We start from the raw sequence: 17,604 nt of genomic DNA, 5'->3' as shown, positions 1-17,604 counted from the left end.
AGCTATTTTATGCTATACACTTCTTTATACTAGCTCTGGTATCGATGTATGCAATAATATATCCGCGAAATTACGCGTTATCGGCAAGGCATCATCCAAGCTTCGGGAAGTACCGTACGCATAAAGGAACGGACTGTGTTTCTTTTTCCTGATTGCAACCCTTAAACTTGCTTCCTTGTATTTTTCCCGGACATCCATACAGGCAAGCAACTGGTCGAAGGTCAGGATAGCGATTTCTCCCCCAAGAAGATCCTTTTTACTGCAAATCAGCACGAAAAGCTGGTCACGTTCTTCGTCAGACCATTGCAGCAGCCGTTCCCTTTCTTCTTCTGAAAAACGAAAATTCCATGTATTAGTCGTACTTGTCGCATATTTAGAGTATACTCTCATCCGATTCGAACGTGTTTCAAGCTGGTAGACGCGCCTTTCCTTACTTTCCTCGATCAGCGCAGGAACAATCTGCATGGATACAAGTTTGGAGAGGAAGGCACCATAATAATAATCATATTTGTTCAGCATACTATCGTTGCTCCTGTCTATGTTGTGTGAACAGTATAGCATGACAGCAACATATTTTGCAGGTACGTCTGTTACCAATGATAACTTGCTTACGAATGAGCATTTCGTTTGCTGCCCTTTTCACAAGTCTCTAGAATAAAGTTCATATAAAGGAGGAATAGTTCCCTATGAATGAAAAATACGCTTCTCTTTTCGAAAGCTTGACACTACCGAATGGCGTTACGTTGAAAAACCGCTTCGTACTCGCCCCGATGACACATTACTCTTCGAATCCTGATGGTACGATTTCCGATCAGGAGCTTCCATATATCGCCCAGCGTTCCAAGGATATCGGCTTGGTCATCACTGCTGCATCCAATGTATCTGATAGTGGGAAAGCATTCCCTGGACAACCTTCCGTTGCTCATGACACAGACATCCCCGGCTTGAAGAAACAGGCTGACACAATCAAGGCTGAAGGAGCAAAAGCGATCATCCAGATACACCACGGCGGACGCGAAGCAGTTGCTGACCTTGTGCCTAATGGAGATATCGTTGCTCCAAGCGCTGTAGAAAAGGAAGGAGCGGCTACTCCACGCGCATTGGAAACAGCAGAGGTTCAGCAAATCGTAGACGATTTTGGTGAAGCTGCTCGCCGCGCTATCGAAGCTGGCTTTGATGGCGTAGAGATTCATGGTGCAAACGGCTATATTATTCAGCAATTCTTCTCCCCATTCTCTAATCGTCGTGATGATGAGTGGGGCGAGCGTCTGCGTTTCCCCTTGGCTGTTATCGACAAAGTTTCAGAAGTAGTAGAAAAACATGGCTCAAAAGATTTCATCGTTGGTTATCGTTTCTCTCCAGAGGAACCGGAAACACCAGGATTGACGATGAAAGAAACGTTCGAGTTAATTGATGCTCTTGTAGAAAAACCATTGGATTACCTGCATGTATCTTTGATGGACTTCCACTCTACAGCACGACGCGGCGCTGATACGAATGCTAAACGTATCGATTTGATCAAAGAACGGATCAATGACAGAATTCCATTGATTGGTGTCGGTTCCTTGTATTCCGCTGAAGACGTAGCTGCAGCCAAAGCTACTGGTGTTCCGCTGATTGCTATGGGACGCGAACTGCTAATCGATCCGGAATTCGTCACCAAGCTTAAAGAAGGGCGCGAAGACGAAATCATCCGTCTGATCGATCCTGTGCGCGAAGATCGCCATGGCATTCCAGATCCGCTTTGGAATATCATCCTGCAGGCAAAAGGTTGGGTCCCGACCAAAGCAGAGTAATGGCAAAAGCATACTGCAATATGCTTTAATGGAATAAAAGCACGAAGGAGAGAGCCCATATGGCAAAAATATCAGCATTGGTACTTAAACCAGAAAGAGATTTCACTGCCAAGTCTGTACCATCAGACCCGCAAGGCATACAAAAATATGTCGGCGGCTCACCGATCATGACAAGATTGGTTGATGGTATTGTTGTTGTCAGCAATGAAAATGCTACAGAAAATGATCCATTGAACTTCACCATTTTCCAACGCCACAATGATCATGTTCATGAATTGGGCAAGCTCTATGGCGATGCTGTTTTTGCAGCAGAATCCGATAAAGGACTGACTAGTCTCGACAAGGAACAGAAGCAGACGGTTAAGGACTGGTTCCAATTCGGCCGGGATAAACTTTTATTGAATGAATAGCCAAAAACCCCTCTCATATGAGAGGGGTTTTATCATGCAAGCCGTTTGTCAACAAATCGCTTCATCCGTTTCATCGCTTCGGTCAGCTGCTTCATGGAAGTTGCATATGAACAGCGGATATAGCCTTCCCCGCTTTCCCCGAATACACTTCCGGGTACAACAGCAACCTTTTCTTCCATCAGCAAGGCTTCCGCAAAGGCTTCCGAGCTCATTCCGGTTTCCTTGATAGACGGGAATATATAGAAAGCTCCCCCAGGTCTGTTCGTCATCAAACCCATTTCGTCTAAGGATGAAGTGACGAAATTCCGCCGTTGCCGATAGCTTTTCTTCATATGCTCCACACTTGCAGACCCGCTGCGCAACGCTTCGACTGCACCGTATTGAGCCATGGTCGGTGCGCACATGATCGTGTACTGATGAATTTTCGTCATTGCTTGGATTAGTTCAGCAGGTCCTGCGGCATAGCCGAGACGCCAGCCTGTCATCGCAAATGACTTGGAGAATCCAGAGATGAGGATTGTGCGTTCCTGCATACCAGGCAAACTGGAAAAGCTGACATAATCAGCTTCATAGCTAAGTTCTGCATATATCTCATCGGATAGGACAAGTAAATCGTGTGCCTCCACAAGCTCTGCAATCGGCAGCAGTTCCTCCCGATTCAGCATCGTGCCTGTCGGATTGTTCGGATTACATAGGATGATTGCCTTGGTTTTCGACGTAAGGGCATTCTCCAGCTCTTCTGGCTGCAGTTTGAAGCCATTCTCCGCCTTCGTACCGACAGAAATCGGCACACCGCCTGCCAATGTCACAGCCGAAGCATAGGCCACAAAGCACGGTTCGACGATGATAACCTCATCACCAGGGTTGAGGATTGCCCGCAAGGCAATATCGATGGCCTGGCTGGCTCCTACTGTCACGATCACTTGATCTGCAGGACAATAAGATACGGAATAAGTCGTTTTAAGATAATCAGCTATCAATTCCCTCAGTTCCATCAACCCGGCATTGGCAGTATAAGCCGTATAACCTTGCTCGAGTGAATGATAGCTCGCTTCGATTACATTCCACGGCGTGACGAAATCCGGTTCGCCAACACCCAGTGAGATGACATTATCCATAGTCGAAGCCAGATCGAAGAAACGCCGGATTCCGGATGGTTTCAATGCCTCTACATGTTCCGCAATGAAACGGCTTGTATCGGGACTCATGGGCTCACCGGCATTCTGCGGTCGTTATTGTCATCCTCACCGAAAATGATGCCATCATGTTTATACTTTTTCAGGATGAAATGTGTTGTCGTCGAAATGACTGTGTCCAGAGTGGACAGCTTTTCGGATACAAAGCGTGCAACCTGTGACATTGTTTTTCCTTCCACTGAAACGGACAGATCATATGCACCTGACATCAAGTAGACAGCTTTCACTTCCGGGAAACGATAAATCCGCTCTGCTACATCGTTGAATCCCTTGCCTCGTATAGGTGTCACCTTTACATCTATCATAGCGGTCACCCCTTCATAACCGCGTACGTCCGTCCAATCGATCAACGTTGAATAGCCTTGAACGATCTGCATCTCCTCGAATTTGCTGATGGCCGATTCCACTTCCTCAGCAGACATCTCTACCATCCGCGCTATCATATGTACATCCATCCTGCCATTTTTCTCTAAAAGCTCTAATATCTCTATTTCTTTCTTATCCAAGTCTGTCACTCCTCTAATACCTTAATGATGTAGTTCTATTTTATCTGAAAACAAAGAATTGAGAAACCGCAAACGGATACACCACGATATCAGCCGATGATGATCCGTTCTTCCGGATTCCGCACGGCAGTTTTCCTGATTCGGAAAGCTAGTGCAAATGCGATAGTAATCGGTCCAACACGGCCCATGAACATGAGGAAGGAAAGAAGTATCTTACCCGGTTCTGACAGCTCCGGTGTCAGTCCCAGCGTCATCCCAACTGTCCCGAAAGCAGAAAGCACTTCGAACGCAATATAATTGAGTGCAGCGCCTTCTTCTGTTATAGAAAGCAAAAATACGAATAGCGATACAAGAAGGACAGAATATGTCGTGATCGAAAATGCCCGGAACACTAAATCTCCTGGTATCCGCCGATTGCTGATATTCACTTCCTGCTTCCCTTTTATCAGTGCCCATACTGCAAACAGCAATATGGCAAATGTAGTGACTTTAATGCCCCCTGCCGTTCCTCCGGTTCCGCCGCCGATAAACATTAGCGCCATTGTTACCAGCTGTGATCCCAATGTCAGATCAGCTGTATTCAGCGAGTTGAAACCAGCAGTCCGCGGAACTACACCGTGGAAATAGGAAGCCAATAGTTTATCATTCCATGACAGATTTCCGATAGCGGCTGGATTACCATACTCCAATAGAAAAATCAATATTGTTCCGCTAATGACAAGTACAGCAGACATCCATAGCACAACTTTCGTATGAAGCATCAGCCGTTTTCTTGTTTTTCCCTTCTGGACGATATCTGCTACGACAATGAAGCCGATTCCTCCTAATATCAGCAGACTTGTCAGCGTAAGATTGACGATCGGATCACCAACATAAGCAGTCACGCTGCTGAAATTCCCCATAATATCAAATCCGGCATTATTGAATGCAGATATCGAATGAAAGAGTCCGTAGTAAAAAGATTTCGGATAGCCAAACTCATCCCCCCAGTGAATACCGAGGATTATCGTTCCAATCACCTCACAAATTACAGTGAATAAGAGAACAAACCGTACCATCCGGACAATACCTTCGTACGAATCCTGATTGAGTGATTCTTTGACTAGATGCCGCTCCTCAAAGCTTATATTGCGGCGCAGCAGCAATGCGATGAATACCGTGAGCGTCATAAATCCTAATCCGCCTATCTGAATAAGACACAGCAGTACAATTTGTCCGAATAAAGTAAAGGTAGTCTGTGTATCGACCACTACCAGCCCTGTTACACAAACAGCTGAAGTTGCTTCGAAAAGCGCATCGATAAAAGAGAGATGGTGCCGATCCGCTGTCGCCATCGGAAGCATCAGAAGAAACGTACCCAATGCGATCAATAGAAGAAATCCCAGCGCAAAAAATTGCGGCGGATTGATTTTTATACGGTGAAACAGCTTTCTACTTCTAGTCGCCATGTCTATACAAGTCCTTTTGTGATAATTTATTATACATCCCACTTCTACTATATATCATTCGATTATAATACTGAAAAAAGGTTGAATATGCTATGGTATATTGTAGCTAAATTGAGGAAAAGGATGTTCGACATGCATATAGCAATTATTGGCGCAGGAATAGCAGGATCTGTTACCGCATATAAACTTGCCAAAGCAGGCATGCAGGTAACCGTGATCGATCGTTTTGATAAAGGGCAAGCGACGGATGCAGCAGCAGGAATTGTCTGTCCTTGGCTCTCCCAGCGGCGCAACAAAGATTGGTATCAGCTGGCCAAAGGCGGTGCTCGCTATTACCCGGAAATTATTGAAGAACTTCGGCTTGATGGTGAAGAGGAAACAGGCTATGCCCGTGTAGGTGCCTTGACCTTGCATCAGGATTCCAATAAATTAGAAGCCATGCTGAAACGAGCTGAAAAACGCAAAACGGATGCTCCGGAAATGGGTGAAATCACCCGCCTTGAAGAAAACGAAGCACGGCAGTTGTTCCCATTACTTGCGGAAGGGTATGGTGCCGTGCACGTCAGCGGAGCTGCTCGTGTCGATGGCCGGGCTTTACGCGATAGTTTGCATCGGGCAGCCAAGAAATACAATGCTCGTTTCGTTTCAGCCGAAGCTCGCCTTTCGATGAAAGCCGAGCAAATCGTCATAACGGCCGGCGATGAAGAATGGATACCCGATCAGGTTGTAGTCACAGCCGGAGCCTGGGCCAAGGAGCTGTTAGAGCCGTTAGGCTATCACATGCAAGTCAGCTTCCAGAAAGCACAGATTTGTCATTTGCAGCTGGAGGCTGCTAAAACAGAAGACTGGCCTGTTATTATACCGCCTAACGATCAATACCTGCTCTCTTTCCCTGACGGCAGGATGGTAGCTGGCGCCACGCATGAGAATGACACAGAAATGAATACTACAATCACCGCTGGCGGCGTACATGAAGTGCTAAACAAGGCCATGCAGCTTGCGCCTGAATTGGCAGAAGCTGTGTTGACTGAGACGCGGGTTGGCTTCCGACCATTTACACCTGGCTTTCTTCCGGTATTCGGCCGTATGCCACAGCATCGGAATCTTTATGTGATGAATGGATTAGGTGCGTCTGGTCTTACAATGGGGCCGTATGTCGCATCTCAGCTCACGAAGCTGATATTAGGACAAGAAACCGATATCGACATTTCTGCTTATAATCCGGATGGTGCGTTAGTATAAAGTAAGCCCATGTTCAGCATGGGCTCTTTGTCATAATTAGGAACAACAAGCCATCGGACTCTCGGTTAAAACGATTTACTTCCCGGAACCCAGCCTTTTCATAAAGATGGATAGCACGTTCATTGAAAGCTGCTACCGTTAGCCGATATTGATCGTGCTGGATATTTTTTTTGATCCAGTTCAAAATTTCAGTAAAAAACTGCAAACCTCTCCCTTGCCCAGTCTTTTCAGGTACCATTCCGACTCCGATATCCAAATAGCTATGGTCACTATAGTCACCGCCAGGAACACGAGCATCTTCTCCGACACAGAAGTACCCAAGCAGGATCCCATTTTCATATACCCCACAATAGTCACCGACCATGAGCATCATGACGGCACCTTCCGTATAGGTGAGGTTATAAAGATTGTAAGGAGGGGCATAACGCCAATGTAATATTGTATACGCATCATCAGCAGTTAAAGATTTTATCTCATATCCCATCAATAGGACTCCTTCTATCACTTATTGCTTGTATTATAGCATTTCTCATTCACTGAGAAATGGGTATACTTGAATATAAGAAAGGACGGTAACGTTTATGGAATTACGGCAGCTGCGATATCTGGTCGAAATCGTGAAACAGAAAAGGTTGACCAAAGCAGCCGAGAACCTGCATGTATCCCAACCAGCTCTCAGCAAGACGATCAAGAGTCTGGAAGAGGAACTCGGCATCACCTTATTCAATCGAACTAACAAATCAACCACCTTGACTGATGCCGGGAAGGTCGTACATACCTACGCCCAGCAGGTACTTGCTCAATTGGATGAAATGCAGACAACACTTCAAGATCTTACCGACTTGAAGCAAGGGGCAGTCACAATCGGAATACCACCAATCATCGGCAGTCTTTTTTTCCCGAAAGTGATGGCACGCTTTCACCAAACCTATCCGAATGTCACGATCAACATCACCGAATATGGGGCTGCTCGTGTCGTCAAAGCGGTAAATGAAGGCGAATTCGAGCTTGGGGTGGCAGTACTTCCTCTTGATGAAACAGAGTTCAACTATTATCCGATTGTCGAGGAAGACATGAAACTGATGGTGCATCGCGATCATCCGCTGGCAAATCGGGAATTGGTCGAGCTCAAGGAACTGAAGAATGAAGATTTCATTTTCTATAATGAAGAATTTGCTTTGCACGATATCATGCGGAAACGATGCATAGAAGAAGGTTTCGAACCGCATATCCTCTTCAAAAGTGCGCAATGGGACTTCATCAGTGAAATGGTAGCCGCTAACCTTGGTGTCAGCCTGCTGCCTGAGTCAATCTGTAATCGAACCTATAATGCTGACATCCGGATCATCGACTTAACGCCTTCCATCCCATGGAACTTGGCAATCATCACAAAAAAAGACAGATATATCTCTTATGCCGGCAGACGATTCATAGAATTTTTCCTCTGACTGGATATAACTATAAGTTATATATAATATGAAATATATGTATTTTACGAATACGTGAGGGACGCTGTATGATGGAGTTATCAATAAAAGATAACTTTCCGTTAGGAGGAAGAAATATGGTATTAAAAACGATTACCATACTTTCTCAGCTAGCGCTCATTCACGTTTTTTATTTTGCCGGTGTCGGCTTAGCACATATACTATCACTTCCGGTACCAGGCTCGATTGTAGGTCTGGTCTTGTTATTACTAAGCTTATTTGCAGGCATCGTCAAACTGGAATGGATCGAGAAAGCAGGAGGCTGGCTGTTAGCTGAACTTCTGCTTTTCTTTGTCCCCTCCGCCGTCGGCATCCTGAATTATAAGGAAATACTGAATTGGCAAGGGCTGGAGACCGTCCTGCTCATCCTGATCAGTACCTTCATCGTGATGGCCGCTACTGGATTCACTGCTGAGAAACTGTATAGACGAAAAAGAAAAGGAGGACACACATCATGACTACTGCACTCATCATTTTGATCGGCACCATCGTTACTTATGTCATTTACCGCGCTTCCAAAGTCGTGTATAAAAAATGGCCGCTGCCGTTCTTTCACCCATTGCTGCTGTGTCCGCTTATTCTGATTGCAATCATTCAATTATCTCATTTAGATCCTGGCGAATACGCCTTATCTTCGAGCTTGTGGACACATATGCTTGGACCGGCGACTGTAGCCTTTGCAATCCCCATCTATAAACACGCTCACTTGCTACGCAAAAATATCATGATCATTTTGACAAGTATTGCAGCCGGGACATTGGTTGCAATCGGTTCATCACTGCTGTTAAGTCTTGTCATGCGATTCAATGGCGATTTACTGATCAGTATCCTGCCTCGGTCGATTACAACACCAATTGCTATCGAAGTATCGAAGACAATCGGCGGCTTACCGACATTGACGACCGTTTTCGTTATCGTCACTGGTGTCACTGGCGGTATCATCGGCCCTTACGTCATTCGTCTGATGGCACTTAAATCCCCCGTGGCTCGTGGTTTGGCGCTTGGTATGGGTGCCCACGGAGTCGGCACCAACAAAGCGATGGAGTATGGTGAGCAAGAAGGGACATTCTCCACGATCGGCATGATCATGGCAGCTGGTATGACATTGATTTGGGCAGGCTTGCTCATCCCTTCCCTGCTGCAGATCACCATCCTATGAAAAAAGCATTTGCCTAAGATGGCAAATGCTTTTTCTTATGCATGTTTTTTATGAAGAATGAACATGCTTACTGTAATGATGACGAACGCAGTGAAGGCAAGCAGCGGAATCGTGATGAATCCGAACCAGTTGATATAATAACCAGAGCATGGCACACCGCCCGAGCATAGACTCGCCCCTTGCAATGCGGGCACTTTCTGATGCAGGTAATGATAACCTGAAATGATTATGCCAAGAATACTGAGCGGCAGCACATATTTATGGATTCGCACATCGTTCTTGTAAAATGCGATGCCAAGTATGATGGCAAGCGGGTACATAAGGATCCGCTGGTACCAGCAGAGCGTGCATGGAACGAACTTCATGATTTCACTGAAATAGAGGCTCCCCAGCATAGCAACCACTGCTGTTATCCAGGCAAATAACAGGCTCTTATTCATCAGTTCGCCTCCTGTGTTTCCTCATCCACCATCTCGATCAGGTCGTTCATATCTTCACCTTCGAATAGCTTTCCATTGACGAAGATGGTAGGTGTACCTTGGACTCCAAGATCATCTGCAAGCTCTGTATCCGTTGAAACGGCATCATCAGTGCCATTATCCTGATACACTTGCAGTACTTCTTCGGCTTCTTCATCGCTGACCACTTCACGCAGCTTGTCCATCAGGAAATCGTCGGTGAAACTCGTGTTCAAGTCTTCAGCAAAGAGTACATCATGGAATTTCCAGAACCCATCATCTCCAAGGACTTGATAGACTGCCTCGCTGAAACGTGCACCCTTCTCTGAGTCAGCATTGATGATCGGCATATTCATGAAATAAAAACTAGCTTTACCTGTTTCGATTAGTTCCTGATCGATCACCGGGAAATTATTATGATGGAACTCCTGGCAGTGGATGCATTTGTAATCGCCGAATTCAACTATTTTAACCGGGGCATTTTCATCACCGAGGAATGGCTGATTGCTGTAGTCGATGTCCTGTGCCTCATCGCTGCCGGAATAGGAATTGATAAGGACCAGCGCCACAACTAAAAGAACAATCGCCAAGACTACCCAAACGATGACCTTCGAGGCTTTGGAAGCAGCCTGTGATGTGTTGCCTGCGGATTTCTTCTTTGCCATCTAATCGCTCCTTTATTACAGAATTAATAGATTTCATCTTTCACATCTCATCATAACATTAAAAAGTAAAAATGGATGCCTTGCAACAAATTTGATTACAGGTTAATACTTCACTCAATTGAATTAGTTTGTGAATTGCATTACAATATAATAGTTCTGATTAGGCCCTTTTTTTATGGGTATCACGGAAAGAAAAGAAGGGATTTTACTTGAAGGATTATCATTTACCACAGGCGCCGGCGCGACTCAGTCTGCGGGATGCATTGCGTGTCAGATCCGCAGCCTATCCTTGGAATCGCGCAATCGGGTCTGGTCTTGCTACTTGCCTGCCGATATTGATCGGTTTTCTGCTTGGCGACATCATCCATGGATTCTCGGCCGCACTTGGCGCTTTCACATTCTTATATATAGGAGCGGAAACGTATAAACAACGGGCCAAAAAACTCGCCGCGGTCGCTATCTGCCTCGCCGCAGCCATGGTGCTCGGAAGCTTGCTAGCTCCTTACACAATTTTACTCTCTGTTGTTGCAGGCATTATCGGTGTCATTGCTTTTTATGTACTGAACACCTTACAGCTTCTCATCCCTGGTCCAGTATTCTTCGTTTTGATATTCTGTATGGCTACAGGGCTTCCCTTGGACCCGCAGAGTGCCTGGGAAAGAGGATTTTACGTTCTGCTCGGAGGTGCGCTCTCCTGGCTGCTTGCCATGTCAAGCTGGCTTTGGACTAAAAGAAATCACGAAAAGCAGATGCTTATCAAATCTTACAGGCAGCTGCTGGCGATGCTGCAGTCCATCGGTTCACCATCATTCTATCAGATGCAGCATCTTACTATCTTGACCTTGAAGCAAGCTGATCGAATCATCTATGCGGCCAAAAGGCAGCCTGCAACACTTCGTCTACACGAACAGGCAGCTGACATTTTCCAAACGTTGACACAGCTCAAGAACAATGATCTCCCAAGAGATATAAGAAAGCCGCTGGAAGATCAGCTTTCCGCTATCATCGATGCACTCGAAGATGCAAAAGGCAATTGGCCAGCCTATGCTGCATCTGAACTGCCATTATTAAAAACGCTCCAATCCGAGCTGGAACAGGCTTATAACATCGCTTCCCAGCGACAGATCGAGGAACCTATCCAAGTCGAAACAGAATCCGCTTGGAATGTGCTTCGAAACGGCATTTCGCGAACGAACATCGCTGTTCGCCACGCCTTGTTCTACGGTCTTTTTATCATGATTGCTTCCTTGCTGGCACATGGGTTAGGCTTCAACAGGCCATATTGGGTGCCTATCACCTGTGCCGCTGTTCTTATCGGGGCCAACATGACCTTGACCATCCACCGGGCAATTCAGCGTTCACTTGGCACCATTGTCGGTACCCTGATAGGAGGATTGATCTTGTCACTGGAACCGTCCGGCTTTTATCTTATTCTTGTTGTCGGTCTGCTGCAGCTTTGTGTGGAACTGGTGATTGTACGCAACTACGTTTTTGCTAATATGTTCATTGCACCTCTCGTGCTTGTACTGGTAGAAACAATGAATCCAGGCAATACCGTCAGCTATTTCGTTACAGCCAGAGTCATGGATACAATTGTCGGAAGCGTAATAGCCATCTTGGCTGTGTTGCTTTTATGGCGCAGTATCCATTCCCGTTTCGTGCCAATCATACTGAAAGAGACAATCCTGCATATGCAGGAGCTGCTCCGTGCAATCCACTCGGGAGAACAGGAAAAGAAACACACGAAAAAACTGATGAACAATCTAATCGAATTACGTGCAGCCTATGAGAGAAGCTTGGGTGACCTCTCGGCTTCCCAGCAGCGAGCAGAAATTCTATGGCCGGCCATCATGCATGCCCAGCATGCAGGCTACCTGCTCATGTCCTTGCGCAAACAAAAAGATATGTTGACGGAATCCCGATACGATGCAATTCAAAATCAGCTCGGTGTTATCATGACCTGCCTTACAACACGACAGCCTGTTTCCTTTGAGAGATACGATGAACTCGATGTGCAACAGGAACTCAATCAGTTGCAATCCGCACTTGCACAGCTTTATACAAGAAATGATGCAGCCAAGCTTGTACCGAATTGACCTTCTCTGTTCCAGAGAAGGTTTTTTCGTGTTACAGTCATCTGAAAGTAGGTACGTTTAAACACCAGAAACTAGCTGACAGGAGCGTTATGAATGATGCAGACAGAACAGAAAAAACGTCCGGTCGTCGCTTTGACAGGTGCAAGCGGCTATATCGGCAATCATTTATTGGATAAATTGAAGAAGCGATTTGATATCATCGCCCTATCCCGCCGCGGTGATAAGCGAAAAAACACAGAACATGTTACATGGCGGTCATGTGATCTATTTTCTCAAATCGATACCGATAAAGGACTGAACGGGGCTGACATTGCTGTCTACCTTGTCCATTCCATGCGCCCTTCCGCCAAGCTTACCCAAGCCAGATTCGAGGATATGGATGTCATCTTGGCCGATAATTTCGCCCAGGCTGCCAAGAAAAATGGTGTGAAGCAAATCGTATATTTAAGCGGCATCATGCCTACAGGGGAGAAACTATCCCGCCATCTTCGCAGCAGATTGGAAGTGGAAAAAATCCTTGGATCGTATGGCGTGCCAGTCACGACTGTCCGCGCTGGACTTATTGTCAGCCCGGAAGGCTCTTCCTCCCCAATAGCCGAAAAATTGGTCAAACGCTTGCCTTTCATGGTCCTTCCGAGCTGGACAAGGACGAAGGCACACCCGATTGTGCTTGCTGATGTACTGAATGCTTTGCAAAAGAGTGTCGGCAACAAAGATGTTGCTGATAAAGCAATTGATGTTGGCGGGCCAGAGATCATGACATATCAAGAAATGCTGAAGCACATTGCACATGTGATCGGGAAGAAATTCCGCCGTTTCCATATACCATTTCCGATAGTCCGGCTTTCACGCCTATGGTTGAAATTAATCAGCGGTATGCCAAAAGAGACCGTCTATCCTCTTATCGAAAGCTTGTCCCATCTGATGGTAGCACAGCCATCCCACTATGTAGAGGGTATCAGTGATGGCAAGATTTCCTTTGAGGAAGCTGCCCGGGCAGCCCTGGAAGAGGAGCAGCAAAATAAAGGCACCAAGCATAGCAAAAATACGAAGCTCCCTTCCCTCCCATCTCGTCAGGATGTACGATCTGTTCAGCGAATGCCGCTTCCCGATAGTAAAGATGCAGATTGGGCAGCCAAGCATTATATGAGCTGGGTATCCGAATCGCTCTGGCCTTTTGTTCGGACAGAAGTTGATGAGAACCATAATTGCAAAATCTATCTGACGTTTATGAAGAAAGCCTTATTGATCCTTTCTTACGCCAAAGAAAGAAGCACCCCTCATCGTGCGCTTTATTATATTACTGGCGGCTTATTCGCAAATGTCAAAGAAACACAGAACGGTCGGATCGAATTCCGGCAAATACCCGGGAAAGAGGAGATGATCGTGGCAATCCACGAGTATTTGCCGTCCTTGCCATGGATTGTCTACAAATATACCCAAGCACCAATTCATATGCTTGTCATGTTCCTGTATCGGATACATCTTAAGCGACTGATCCGCAATAAGCAGCCAAATTCGCGCATAGCATTGGAAAAAAGCAGCTCCTAATGGGCTGCCAAAGATCAAAAAGGTTTCTTTCAGCGTGCATCAACCATAAAGTTACTATGTCAAAGATCAGTTGAGTTTCCGGCTCCTTGATACCAAAAGAGTGAATAATCGTTCATTGTAGAAGCGTGACCCAACTGGCGCAGCATTGCAGAAATATTGCCCCGGTGATAGGTACCGTGATTGACTACATGCAGTACAATTTCCGATAAACGAGTTTCCCTCGTTCCAGCATATGGGTTCTCGAGCAGGATAGTCCGGTCCAAATCGTCCTGCCTTCGAAACCATTCTCTGTATTGTTCCGCTAACTGTGCGAAGTCATTTGCGAAATGATCTGCAGAATGCAGCAGGGTCTCCTTTTCAAGAGGCATGCACATCTCCAGAGCCTCCTGCATATGGACACCATTTAAAACACGATACCAGACACTTTCCACTGCATAGATATGGCCAAAAGCTTGGGCTATTGTCGGAAACGAGGTGTTCACTTCTTCGCGCAGCACAGCGGATGGGAGCTCCTTGATCCGATTCAAGAGGACTTGATTGGCCCAAGAGTGGTAGTTAAACATTTGTTCAGGATGATTCATTCGTATCGTCTCCTTTTGAGATAATTGTATTGAGTTGTTTCTGATCACATTATAAAAAAAGAAGTATGACAGCAGTCTGTCATACTTCTTCATAAAGTTTAATTGTGTTTTGCAGCTTCTCTTTTAGAATGACTCGCAAGGCAAGTGGCTCGACAACTTCAGCTCCGCTGCTGAAACCCAGCAGAATCGACCATAACCATCGCGCTTTTAAAGGCTCATAAACAGGGATTCTCATCGTCATGCTACCATCATCTTGAAATTGCTTATCCACCTGGTGAAACTGATCTAGCGCTTCCGCCAATGCCTCCTTCCTAACCTTTATTACCACATCAGACACCTTATTCCGCCATACATTATCGGAAGTAAGATCTTCTTTCGGCATTTCATCATGTGGCTGAAACGTTTCCTGTGTCAAAGACAACCTCAGCATCCGCGACAATCGGAATTCCCTATAATCCTGTCGTTTTCGGCAAAATCCATTAATGTACCAATTGCTATACTTATAATGAAGCTGCAATGGTTCCACATCACGGGTGGTACGTTCATTCTCTGCATTAATATAATCAAAGCGGACAACCTTTCGCTCCGTGATGCCAGAGCGTAATTGGCGAAGTGCTTCCGGCTCTGTCCGATAGCTTTCAAAGTCCACCGAGAGATTCTGATTCTGATGCTTCTCCCCAATTGTTTGCAGCCGCTCAATGGTTCCCTGTGCACGCTCATCTTCAAACACAGTTGCAAGGCTTTTGAGCACCGTGATCAAGGAATCCACATCGTATGAACCGAGCAAACTTCTGTCCATCTTGTATCCGTCCATTATGCCATAGCCACCCTTATTTCCCTGATACGATATAACTGGGATACCCGCAGCTGAGATCACATCAATATCCCGGTAGATAGTTCTTGGGGAAACGTCGAACTCTTCAGCGAGCATAGATGCAGACAGAACTTCGTGGTTCAAAAGTTTGTAGATTATAGAGATCAAACGCTCCAATTTCATATGTGTCCCACCCTTTATCCTGATTGAGTTCTTAAAACGTATCTCTCTAGATATGGTGCTGCACATCACGTGCTGCCCTTATTCATTCCCCTCCGCCTCCATCCACTGAGAAGGAGCCATTATTATTGTGTAAGACCATATCCAATACGATCATGACAGCGATATAGGTAAGCAGATGGGATTCATCCTCTATCTGCAGCTCATATGTGTCACCCCAGGTGAACCACTTCTTCGTTACATGCATCAGCGGTCCATTCTCATCCGACAGTGTGTACTTGTGAGACCACACATCGCCATCCAGTGTCCAGTTTTGCGGCTTCAACGAGAAATTGGCTTTAAAAAAGGTGAAATTCTTGGTCACTTCAGCTACCTGCCTGCCATTTTCTTCAATGATATATTTTGGCTTCCAAAAGGATAGTTGCTGCTTGATCGCAACTAGCGGCTGATCATCCAAATCGGTGATTGTCAGCCGATCCTGAAAGGAGAACAGTTTACTTTTGACGCGGTAAACCTCCTGCTCCTTTTCATCAAATACTGAAAAGCTATCCTTGAAGCTGAATACTTTTTGCTTGATATAATAAGTCCCCATATTGCCGCACCTCCGCTAATATCTCTATTCCCTGCATACGAAGAGATGGAGGCTTTTGTTCCAACTTCTAGATAAGTTCTTTTTCTTTTGCTGATATAGGCATAATAGAAGCTTGACGCTGCCTCCTTGCCATTTCGCAAAACAAGATGCCAAGCAAGGTAAGCACAATATAGCTAAGGCCCATGCCGTATTTACCAATTGCTTCTCCCATGATGATGCCCCCTGCACCAATCAGCTTCCCGAATTGGAACACAAAACCGTGGAAGGCCATGTATGTCCCTCGTCTTGTATCATCGACCATATCAGCGAGCATGCTTTGTCGGGTTGGCACATACATCAGTTCTCCAATGGATAGGATCAGTACCGCTGCCGCCAGTATGAATGGGTTATTGCTGACAGCCATGATGATGAATCCCGCTCCGAACAGAATAAAGCCTGCATACATGACCAGACGTTCATTATGTCCTTTGATCAATTTGGTTACCACCCCTGTGAACAACACGATCAAAAGCGTATTCTCCACCGTCAGGAGACTGACCAATCGCAAACCGTCAATGGAAAAACTGAAACCAAATAAGGATAACCCCATTTCGGAAATGTCCTCCTCCATTCGGACTGTCAAATAATTGCTGCGCTGAAATTCAAGCGACAGAATAGCGATTCCACCTAGAACGAACAGCAGAAATGCCGTATCTTTGCTCACGCTGCGATAGCTCTCGAATAAAGATTTCAATCCCAATCCGTTCTTTTCCCCGGACATCGAGCTGATAGTATATGTTTCCTGGATGAATCCTGCAGTGACTGTCAGCGTTGCAAGTGACATGACGGCCAATCCGATAAGCAGCTGGAACATATAATCCTGGAACAGCCAGCCACCAATCGTGAGACCGATCATCATGGCCAAATTATTAGCCCAATAGTTGATGGCATACATATATGCTCGCGTTTCCTGTGTACTCACATCTATCAGCATCGCCTCTTGCGCCGGCATGATCATCCCGCTGGCAACGCTGATCACCATCAGCATGGCAAAAGTAATGATCGCGGAAGTGAAGCCCGGCATATTAGCAAGTACCATTCCGATGAATGCGATCATTTTCGCCGCTTCTCCAAGCACCATCATCCGCTTCCTTCCGATCCGGTCGGCTAAGTGCCCGCCATATAGGCTCGCAAGGAACTGGATGATGACATTGATCATCATCAGCACTCCAGCAATCGTAGCATTCATTTCCCGAACGAAATAGACCGCCATGAATGGGAAAATCATCGAACCGATCATCCGGCTCATGAAAGATGTATAAATTCTTATCCGTATATTTGGATGCAGGCTTTTGAACATTTCTGCTCCCCCTCTCTCTTTTTTCCATTATGTAGAAGTTAAAAAGAGGTAAAAAGTGTATAATTCTATTAAAGATGTCACCTT

Annotated in this window: 19 protein-coding genes; 8 read left to right on the top strand and 11 right to left on the bottom strand. The window is 45.8% G+C overall.

What is annotated here, in order from left to right; all coding sequences use genetic code 11:
• Positions 1 to 24: 24 nt before the first annotated feature.
• Entirely contained in the window at positions 25 to 519 is a 495-nt protein-coding gene (locus AB1K91_RS11245) for a hypothetical protein (protein ID WP_413089931.1), read from the bottom strand.
• A gap of 167 nt (positions 520 to 686) precedes the next feature.
• On the opposite strand from AB1K91_RS11245, the gene AB1K91_RS11240 reads away from it, so the two are divergent.
• Both AB1K91_RS11240 and AB1K91_RS11235 read left to right on the top strand, forming a co-directional pair.
• A complete protein-coding gene (locus tag AB1K91_RS11240) occupies positions 687 to 1,796 on the top strand; it encodes an NADH-dependent flavin oxidoreductase (protein WP_413089930.1) in 1,110 nt (369 codons plus the stop codon).
• A 59-nt stretch (positions 1,797 to 1,855) separates the two neighbouring features.
• Complete coding sequence (locus tag AB1K91_RS11235; protein WP_413089929.1) at positions 1,856 to 2,206, top strand: DUF3846 domain-containing protein; 351 nt, start codon at positions 1,856 to 1,858, stop codon at positions 2,204 to 2,206.
• A 32-nt stretch (positions 2,207 to 2,238) separates the two neighbouring features.
• On the opposite strand, the gene AB1K91_RS11230 is transcribed toward AB1K91_RS11235, so the two are convergent.
• From AB1K91_RS11230 to AB1K91_RS11220, 3 genes are all read right to left on the bottom strand, one after another.
• Positions 2,239 to 3,414 (bottom strand): aminotransferase, encoded by a 1,176-nt coding sequence (locus AB1K91_RS11230; protein ID WP_413089928.1) that lies wholly within the window; start codon positions 3,412 to 3,414, stop codon positions 2,239 to 2,241.
• Entirely contained in the window at positions 3,411 to 3,908 is a 498-nt protein-coding gene (locus AB1K91_RS11225; RefSeq protein ID WP_413089927.1) for an Lrp/AsnC family transcriptional regulator, read from the bottom strand. The genes AB1K91_RS11230 and AB1K91_RS11225 overlap by 4 nt, the downstream gene beginning before the upstream one ends.
• A gap of 89 nt (positions 3,909 to 3,997) precedes the next feature.
• Positions 3,998 to 5,356, bottom strand: coding sequence for a TrkH family potassium uptake protein (locus AB1K91_RS11220; protein ID WP_413089926.1), 1,359 nt, complete (start codon positions 5,354 to 5,356; stop codon positions 3,998 to 4,000).
• 132 nt (positions 5,357 to 5,488) lie between these two features.
• Between AB1K91_RS11220 and AB1K91_RS11215 the strand changes: the two genes are divergently transcribed.
• Positions 5,489 to 6,598 carry an NAD(P)/FAD-dependent oxidoreductase gene (locus AB1K91_RS11215; protein ID WP_413089925.1) on the top strand — a complete coding sequence of 370 codons (1,110 nt, stop codon included), beginning with the start codon at positions 5,489 to 5,491 and terminating at the stop codon, positions 6,596 to 6,598.
• A gap of 13 nt (positions 6,599 to 6,611) precedes the next feature.
• On the opposite strand, the gene AB1K91_RS11210 is transcribed toward AB1K91_RS11215, so the two are convergent.
• Entirely contained in the window at positions 6,612 to 7,082 is a 471-nt protein-coding gene (locus AB1K91_RS11210; protein WP_413089924.1) for a GNAT family N-acetyltransferase, read from the bottom strand.
• A 97-nt stretch (positions 7,083 to 7,179) separates the two neighbouring features.
• Here AB1K91_RS11210 and AB1K91_RS11205 point away from each other — a divergent pair, with 97 nt between their 5' ends.
• The 3 genes from AB1K91_RS11205 to AB1K91_RS11195 all read left to right on the top strand — a co-directional run bounded on the left by AB1K91_RS11205 (position 7,180) and on the right by AB1K91_RS11195 (position 9,244).
• Positions 7,180 to 8,046, top strand: a complete 867-nt coding sequence (locus AB1K91_RS11205) for a LysR family transcriptional regulator (RefSeq protein ID WP_413089923.1) — start codon at positions 7,180 to 7,182, stop codon at positions 8,044 to 8,046.
• 116 nt (positions 8,047 to 8,162) lie between these two features.
• A complete protein-coding gene (locus AB1K91_RS11200) occupies positions 8,163 to 8,543 on the top strand; it encodes a CidA/LrgA family protein (RefSeq protein WP_170829670.1) in 381 nt (126 codons plus the stop codon).
• Positions 8,540 to 9,244, top strand: coding sequence for an LrgB family protein (locus AB1K91_RS11195; RefSeq protein WP_413089922.1), 705 nt, complete (start codon positions 8,540 to 8,542; stop codon positions 9,242 to 9,244). Before AB1K91_RS11200 ends, AB1K91_RS11195 begins: the two co-directional genes overlap by 4 nt.
• 35 nt (positions 9,245 to 9,279) lie before the next feature.
• Here AB1K91_RS11195 and AB1K91_RS11190 read toward each other — a convergent pair whose 3' ends face one another.
• Complete coding sequence (locus AB1K91_RS11190) at positions 9,280 to 9,684, bottom strand: disulfide oxidoreductase (protein WP_413089921.1); 405 nt, start codon at positions 9,682 to 9,684, stop codon at positions 9,280 to 9,282.
• A complete protein-coding gene (locus AB1K91_RS11185) occupies positions 9,684 to 10,367 on the bottom strand; it encodes a DsbA family protein (RefSeq protein WP_413089920.1) in 684 nt (227 codons plus the stop codon). The genes AB1K91_RS11190 and AB1K91_RS11185 overlap by 1 nt, the downstream gene beginning before the upstream one ends.
• 209 nt (positions 10,368 to 10,576) lie before the next feature.
• Here AB1K91_RS11185 and AB1K91_RS11180 point away from each other — a divergent pair, with 209 nt between their 5' ends.
• The gene (locus tag AB1K91_RS11180) at positions 10,577 to 12,463 is read left to right on the top strand and encodes an FUSC family protein (RefSeq protein ID WP_413089919.1); all 1,887 of its coding nucleotides are present in this window, start codon (positions 10,577 to 10,579) and stop codon (positions 12,461 to 12,463) included.
• Between the two features lie 93 nt (positions 12,464 to 12,556).
• The gene (locus tag AB1K91_RS11175; protein ID WP_413089918.1) at positions 12,557 to 14,014 is read left to right on the top strand and encodes an NAD(P)H-binding protein; all 1,458 of its coding nucleotides are present in this window, start codon (positions 12,557 to 12,559) and stop codon (positions 14,012 to 14,014) included.
• 59 nt (positions 14,015 to 14,073) lie between these two features.
• On the opposite strand, the gene AB1K91_RS11170 is transcribed toward AB1K91_RS11175, so the two are convergent.
• The 4 genes from AB1K91_RS11170 to AB1K91_RS11155 form a co-directional block, all read right to left on the bottom strand.
• Entirely contained in the window at positions 14,074 to 14,595 is a 522-nt protein-coding gene (locus tag AB1K91_RS11170; protein ID WP_413089917.1) for a DinB family protein, read from the bottom strand.
• A 79-nt stretch (positions 14,596 to 14,674) separates the two neighbouring features.
• Positions 14,675 to 15,592 (bottom strand): helix-turn-helix transcriptional regulator, encoded by a 918-nt coding sequence (locus tag AB1K91_RS11165; protein WP_413089916.1) that lies wholly within the window; start codon positions 15,590 to 15,592, stop codon positions 14,675 to 14,677.
• An 82-nt stretch (positions 15,593 to 15,674) separates the two neighbouring features.
• Positions 15,675 to 16,181 (bottom strand): LURP-one-related/scramblase family protein, encoded by a 507-nt coding sequence (locus AB1K91_RS11160; RefSeq protein WP_413089915.1) that lies wholly within the window; start codon positions 16,179 to 16,181, stop codon positions 15,675 to 15,677.
• Positions 16,182 to 16,248: 67 nt separating this feature from the next.
• Positions 16,249 to 17,520, bottom strand: coding sequence for an MDR family MFS transporter (locus AB1K91_RS11155; RefSeq protein ID WP_413089914.1), 1,272 nt, complete (start codon positions 17,518 to 17,520; stop codon positions 16,249 to 16,251).
• Positions 17,521 to 17,604: the final 84 nt, after the last annotated feature.

Origin of the sequence: Terribacillus jepli (assembly GCF_047228925.1) — a bacterium.
Lineage (GTDB): Bacteria > Bacillota > Bacilli > Bacillales > Amphibacillaceae > Terribacillus.
This window is presented reverse-complemented; position numbering and strand designations above follow the sequence as displayed.

What these genes read in the sequence shown, in the direction of transcription:
- AB1K91_RS11245 (WP_413089931.1), bottom strand. Translation starts at nt 519, where the DNA reads ATGCTGAACAAATATGATTATTATTATGGTGCCTTCCTCTCCAAACTT.
- AB1K91_RS11240 (WP_413089930.1), top strand. Translation starts at nt 687, where the DNA reads ATGAATGAAAAATACGCTTCTCTTTTCGAAAGCTTGACACTACCGAAT.
- AB1K91_RS11235 (WP_413089929.1), top strand. Translation starts at nt 1,856, where the DNA reads ATGGCAAAAATATCAGCATTGGTACTTAAACCAGAAAGAGATTTCACT.
- AB1K91_RS11230 (WP_413089928.1), bottom strand. Translation starts at nt 3,414, where the DNA reads ATGAGTCCCGATACAAGCCGTTTCATTGCGGAACATGTAGAGGCATTG.
- AB1K91_RS11220 (WP_413089926.1), bottom strand. Translation starts at nt 5,356, where the DNA reads ATGGCGACTAGAAGTAGAAAGCTGTTTCACCGTATAAAAATCAATCCG.
- AB1K91_RS11215 (WP_413089925.1), top strand. Translation starts at nt 5,489, where the DNA reads ATGCATATAGCAATTATTGGCGCAGGAATAGCAGGATCTGTTACCGCA.
- AB1K91_RS11210 (WP_413089924.1), bottom strand. Translation starts at nt 7,082, where the DNA reads ATGGGATATGAGATAAAATCTTTAACTGCTGATGATGCGTATACAATA.
- AB1K91_RS11205 (WP_413089923.1), top strand. Translation starts at nt 7,180, where the DNA reads ATGGAATTACGGCAGCTGCGATATCTGGTCGAAATCGTGAAACAGAAA.
- AB1K91_RS11200 (WP_170829670.1), top strand. Translation starts at nt 8,163, where the DNA reads ATGGTATTAAAAACGATTACCATACTTTCTCAGCTAGCGCTCATTCAC.
- AB1K91_RS11195 (WP_413089922.1), top strand. Translation starts at nt 8,540, where the DNA reads ATGACTACTGCACTCATCATTTTGATCGGCACCATCGTTACTTATGTC.
- AB1K91_RS11190 (WP_413089921.1), bottom strand. Translation starts at nt 9,684, where the DNA reads ATGAATAAGAGCCTGTTATTTGCCTGGATAACAGCAGTGGTTGCTATG.
- AB1K91_RS11185 (WP_413089920.1), bottom strand. Translation starts at nt 10,367, where the DNA reads ATGGCAAAGAAGAAATCCGCAGGCAACACATCACAGGCTGCTTCCAAA.
- AB1K91_RS11175 (WP_413089918.1), top strand. Translation starts at nt 12,557, where the DNA reads ATGATGCAGACAGAACAGAAAAAACGTCCGGTCGTCGCTTTGACAGGT.
- AB1K91_RS11170 (WP_413089917.1), bottom strand. Translation starts at nt 14,595, where the DNA reads ATGAATCATCCTGAACAAATGTTTAACTACCACTCTTGGGCCAATCAA.
- AB1K91_RS11165 (WP_413089916.1), bottom strand. Translation starts at nt 15,592, where the DNA reads ATGAAATTGGAGCGTTTGATCTCTATAATCTACAAACTTTTGAACCAC.
- AB1K91_RS11160 (WP_413089915.1), bottom strand. Translation starts at nt 16,181, where the DNA reads ATGGGGACTTATTATATCAAGCAAAAAGTATTCAGCTTCAAGGATAGC.
- AB1K91_RS11155 (WP_413089914.1), bottom strand. Translation starts at nt 17,520, where the DNA reads ATGTTCAAAAGCCTGCATCCAAATATACGGATAAGAATTTATACATCT.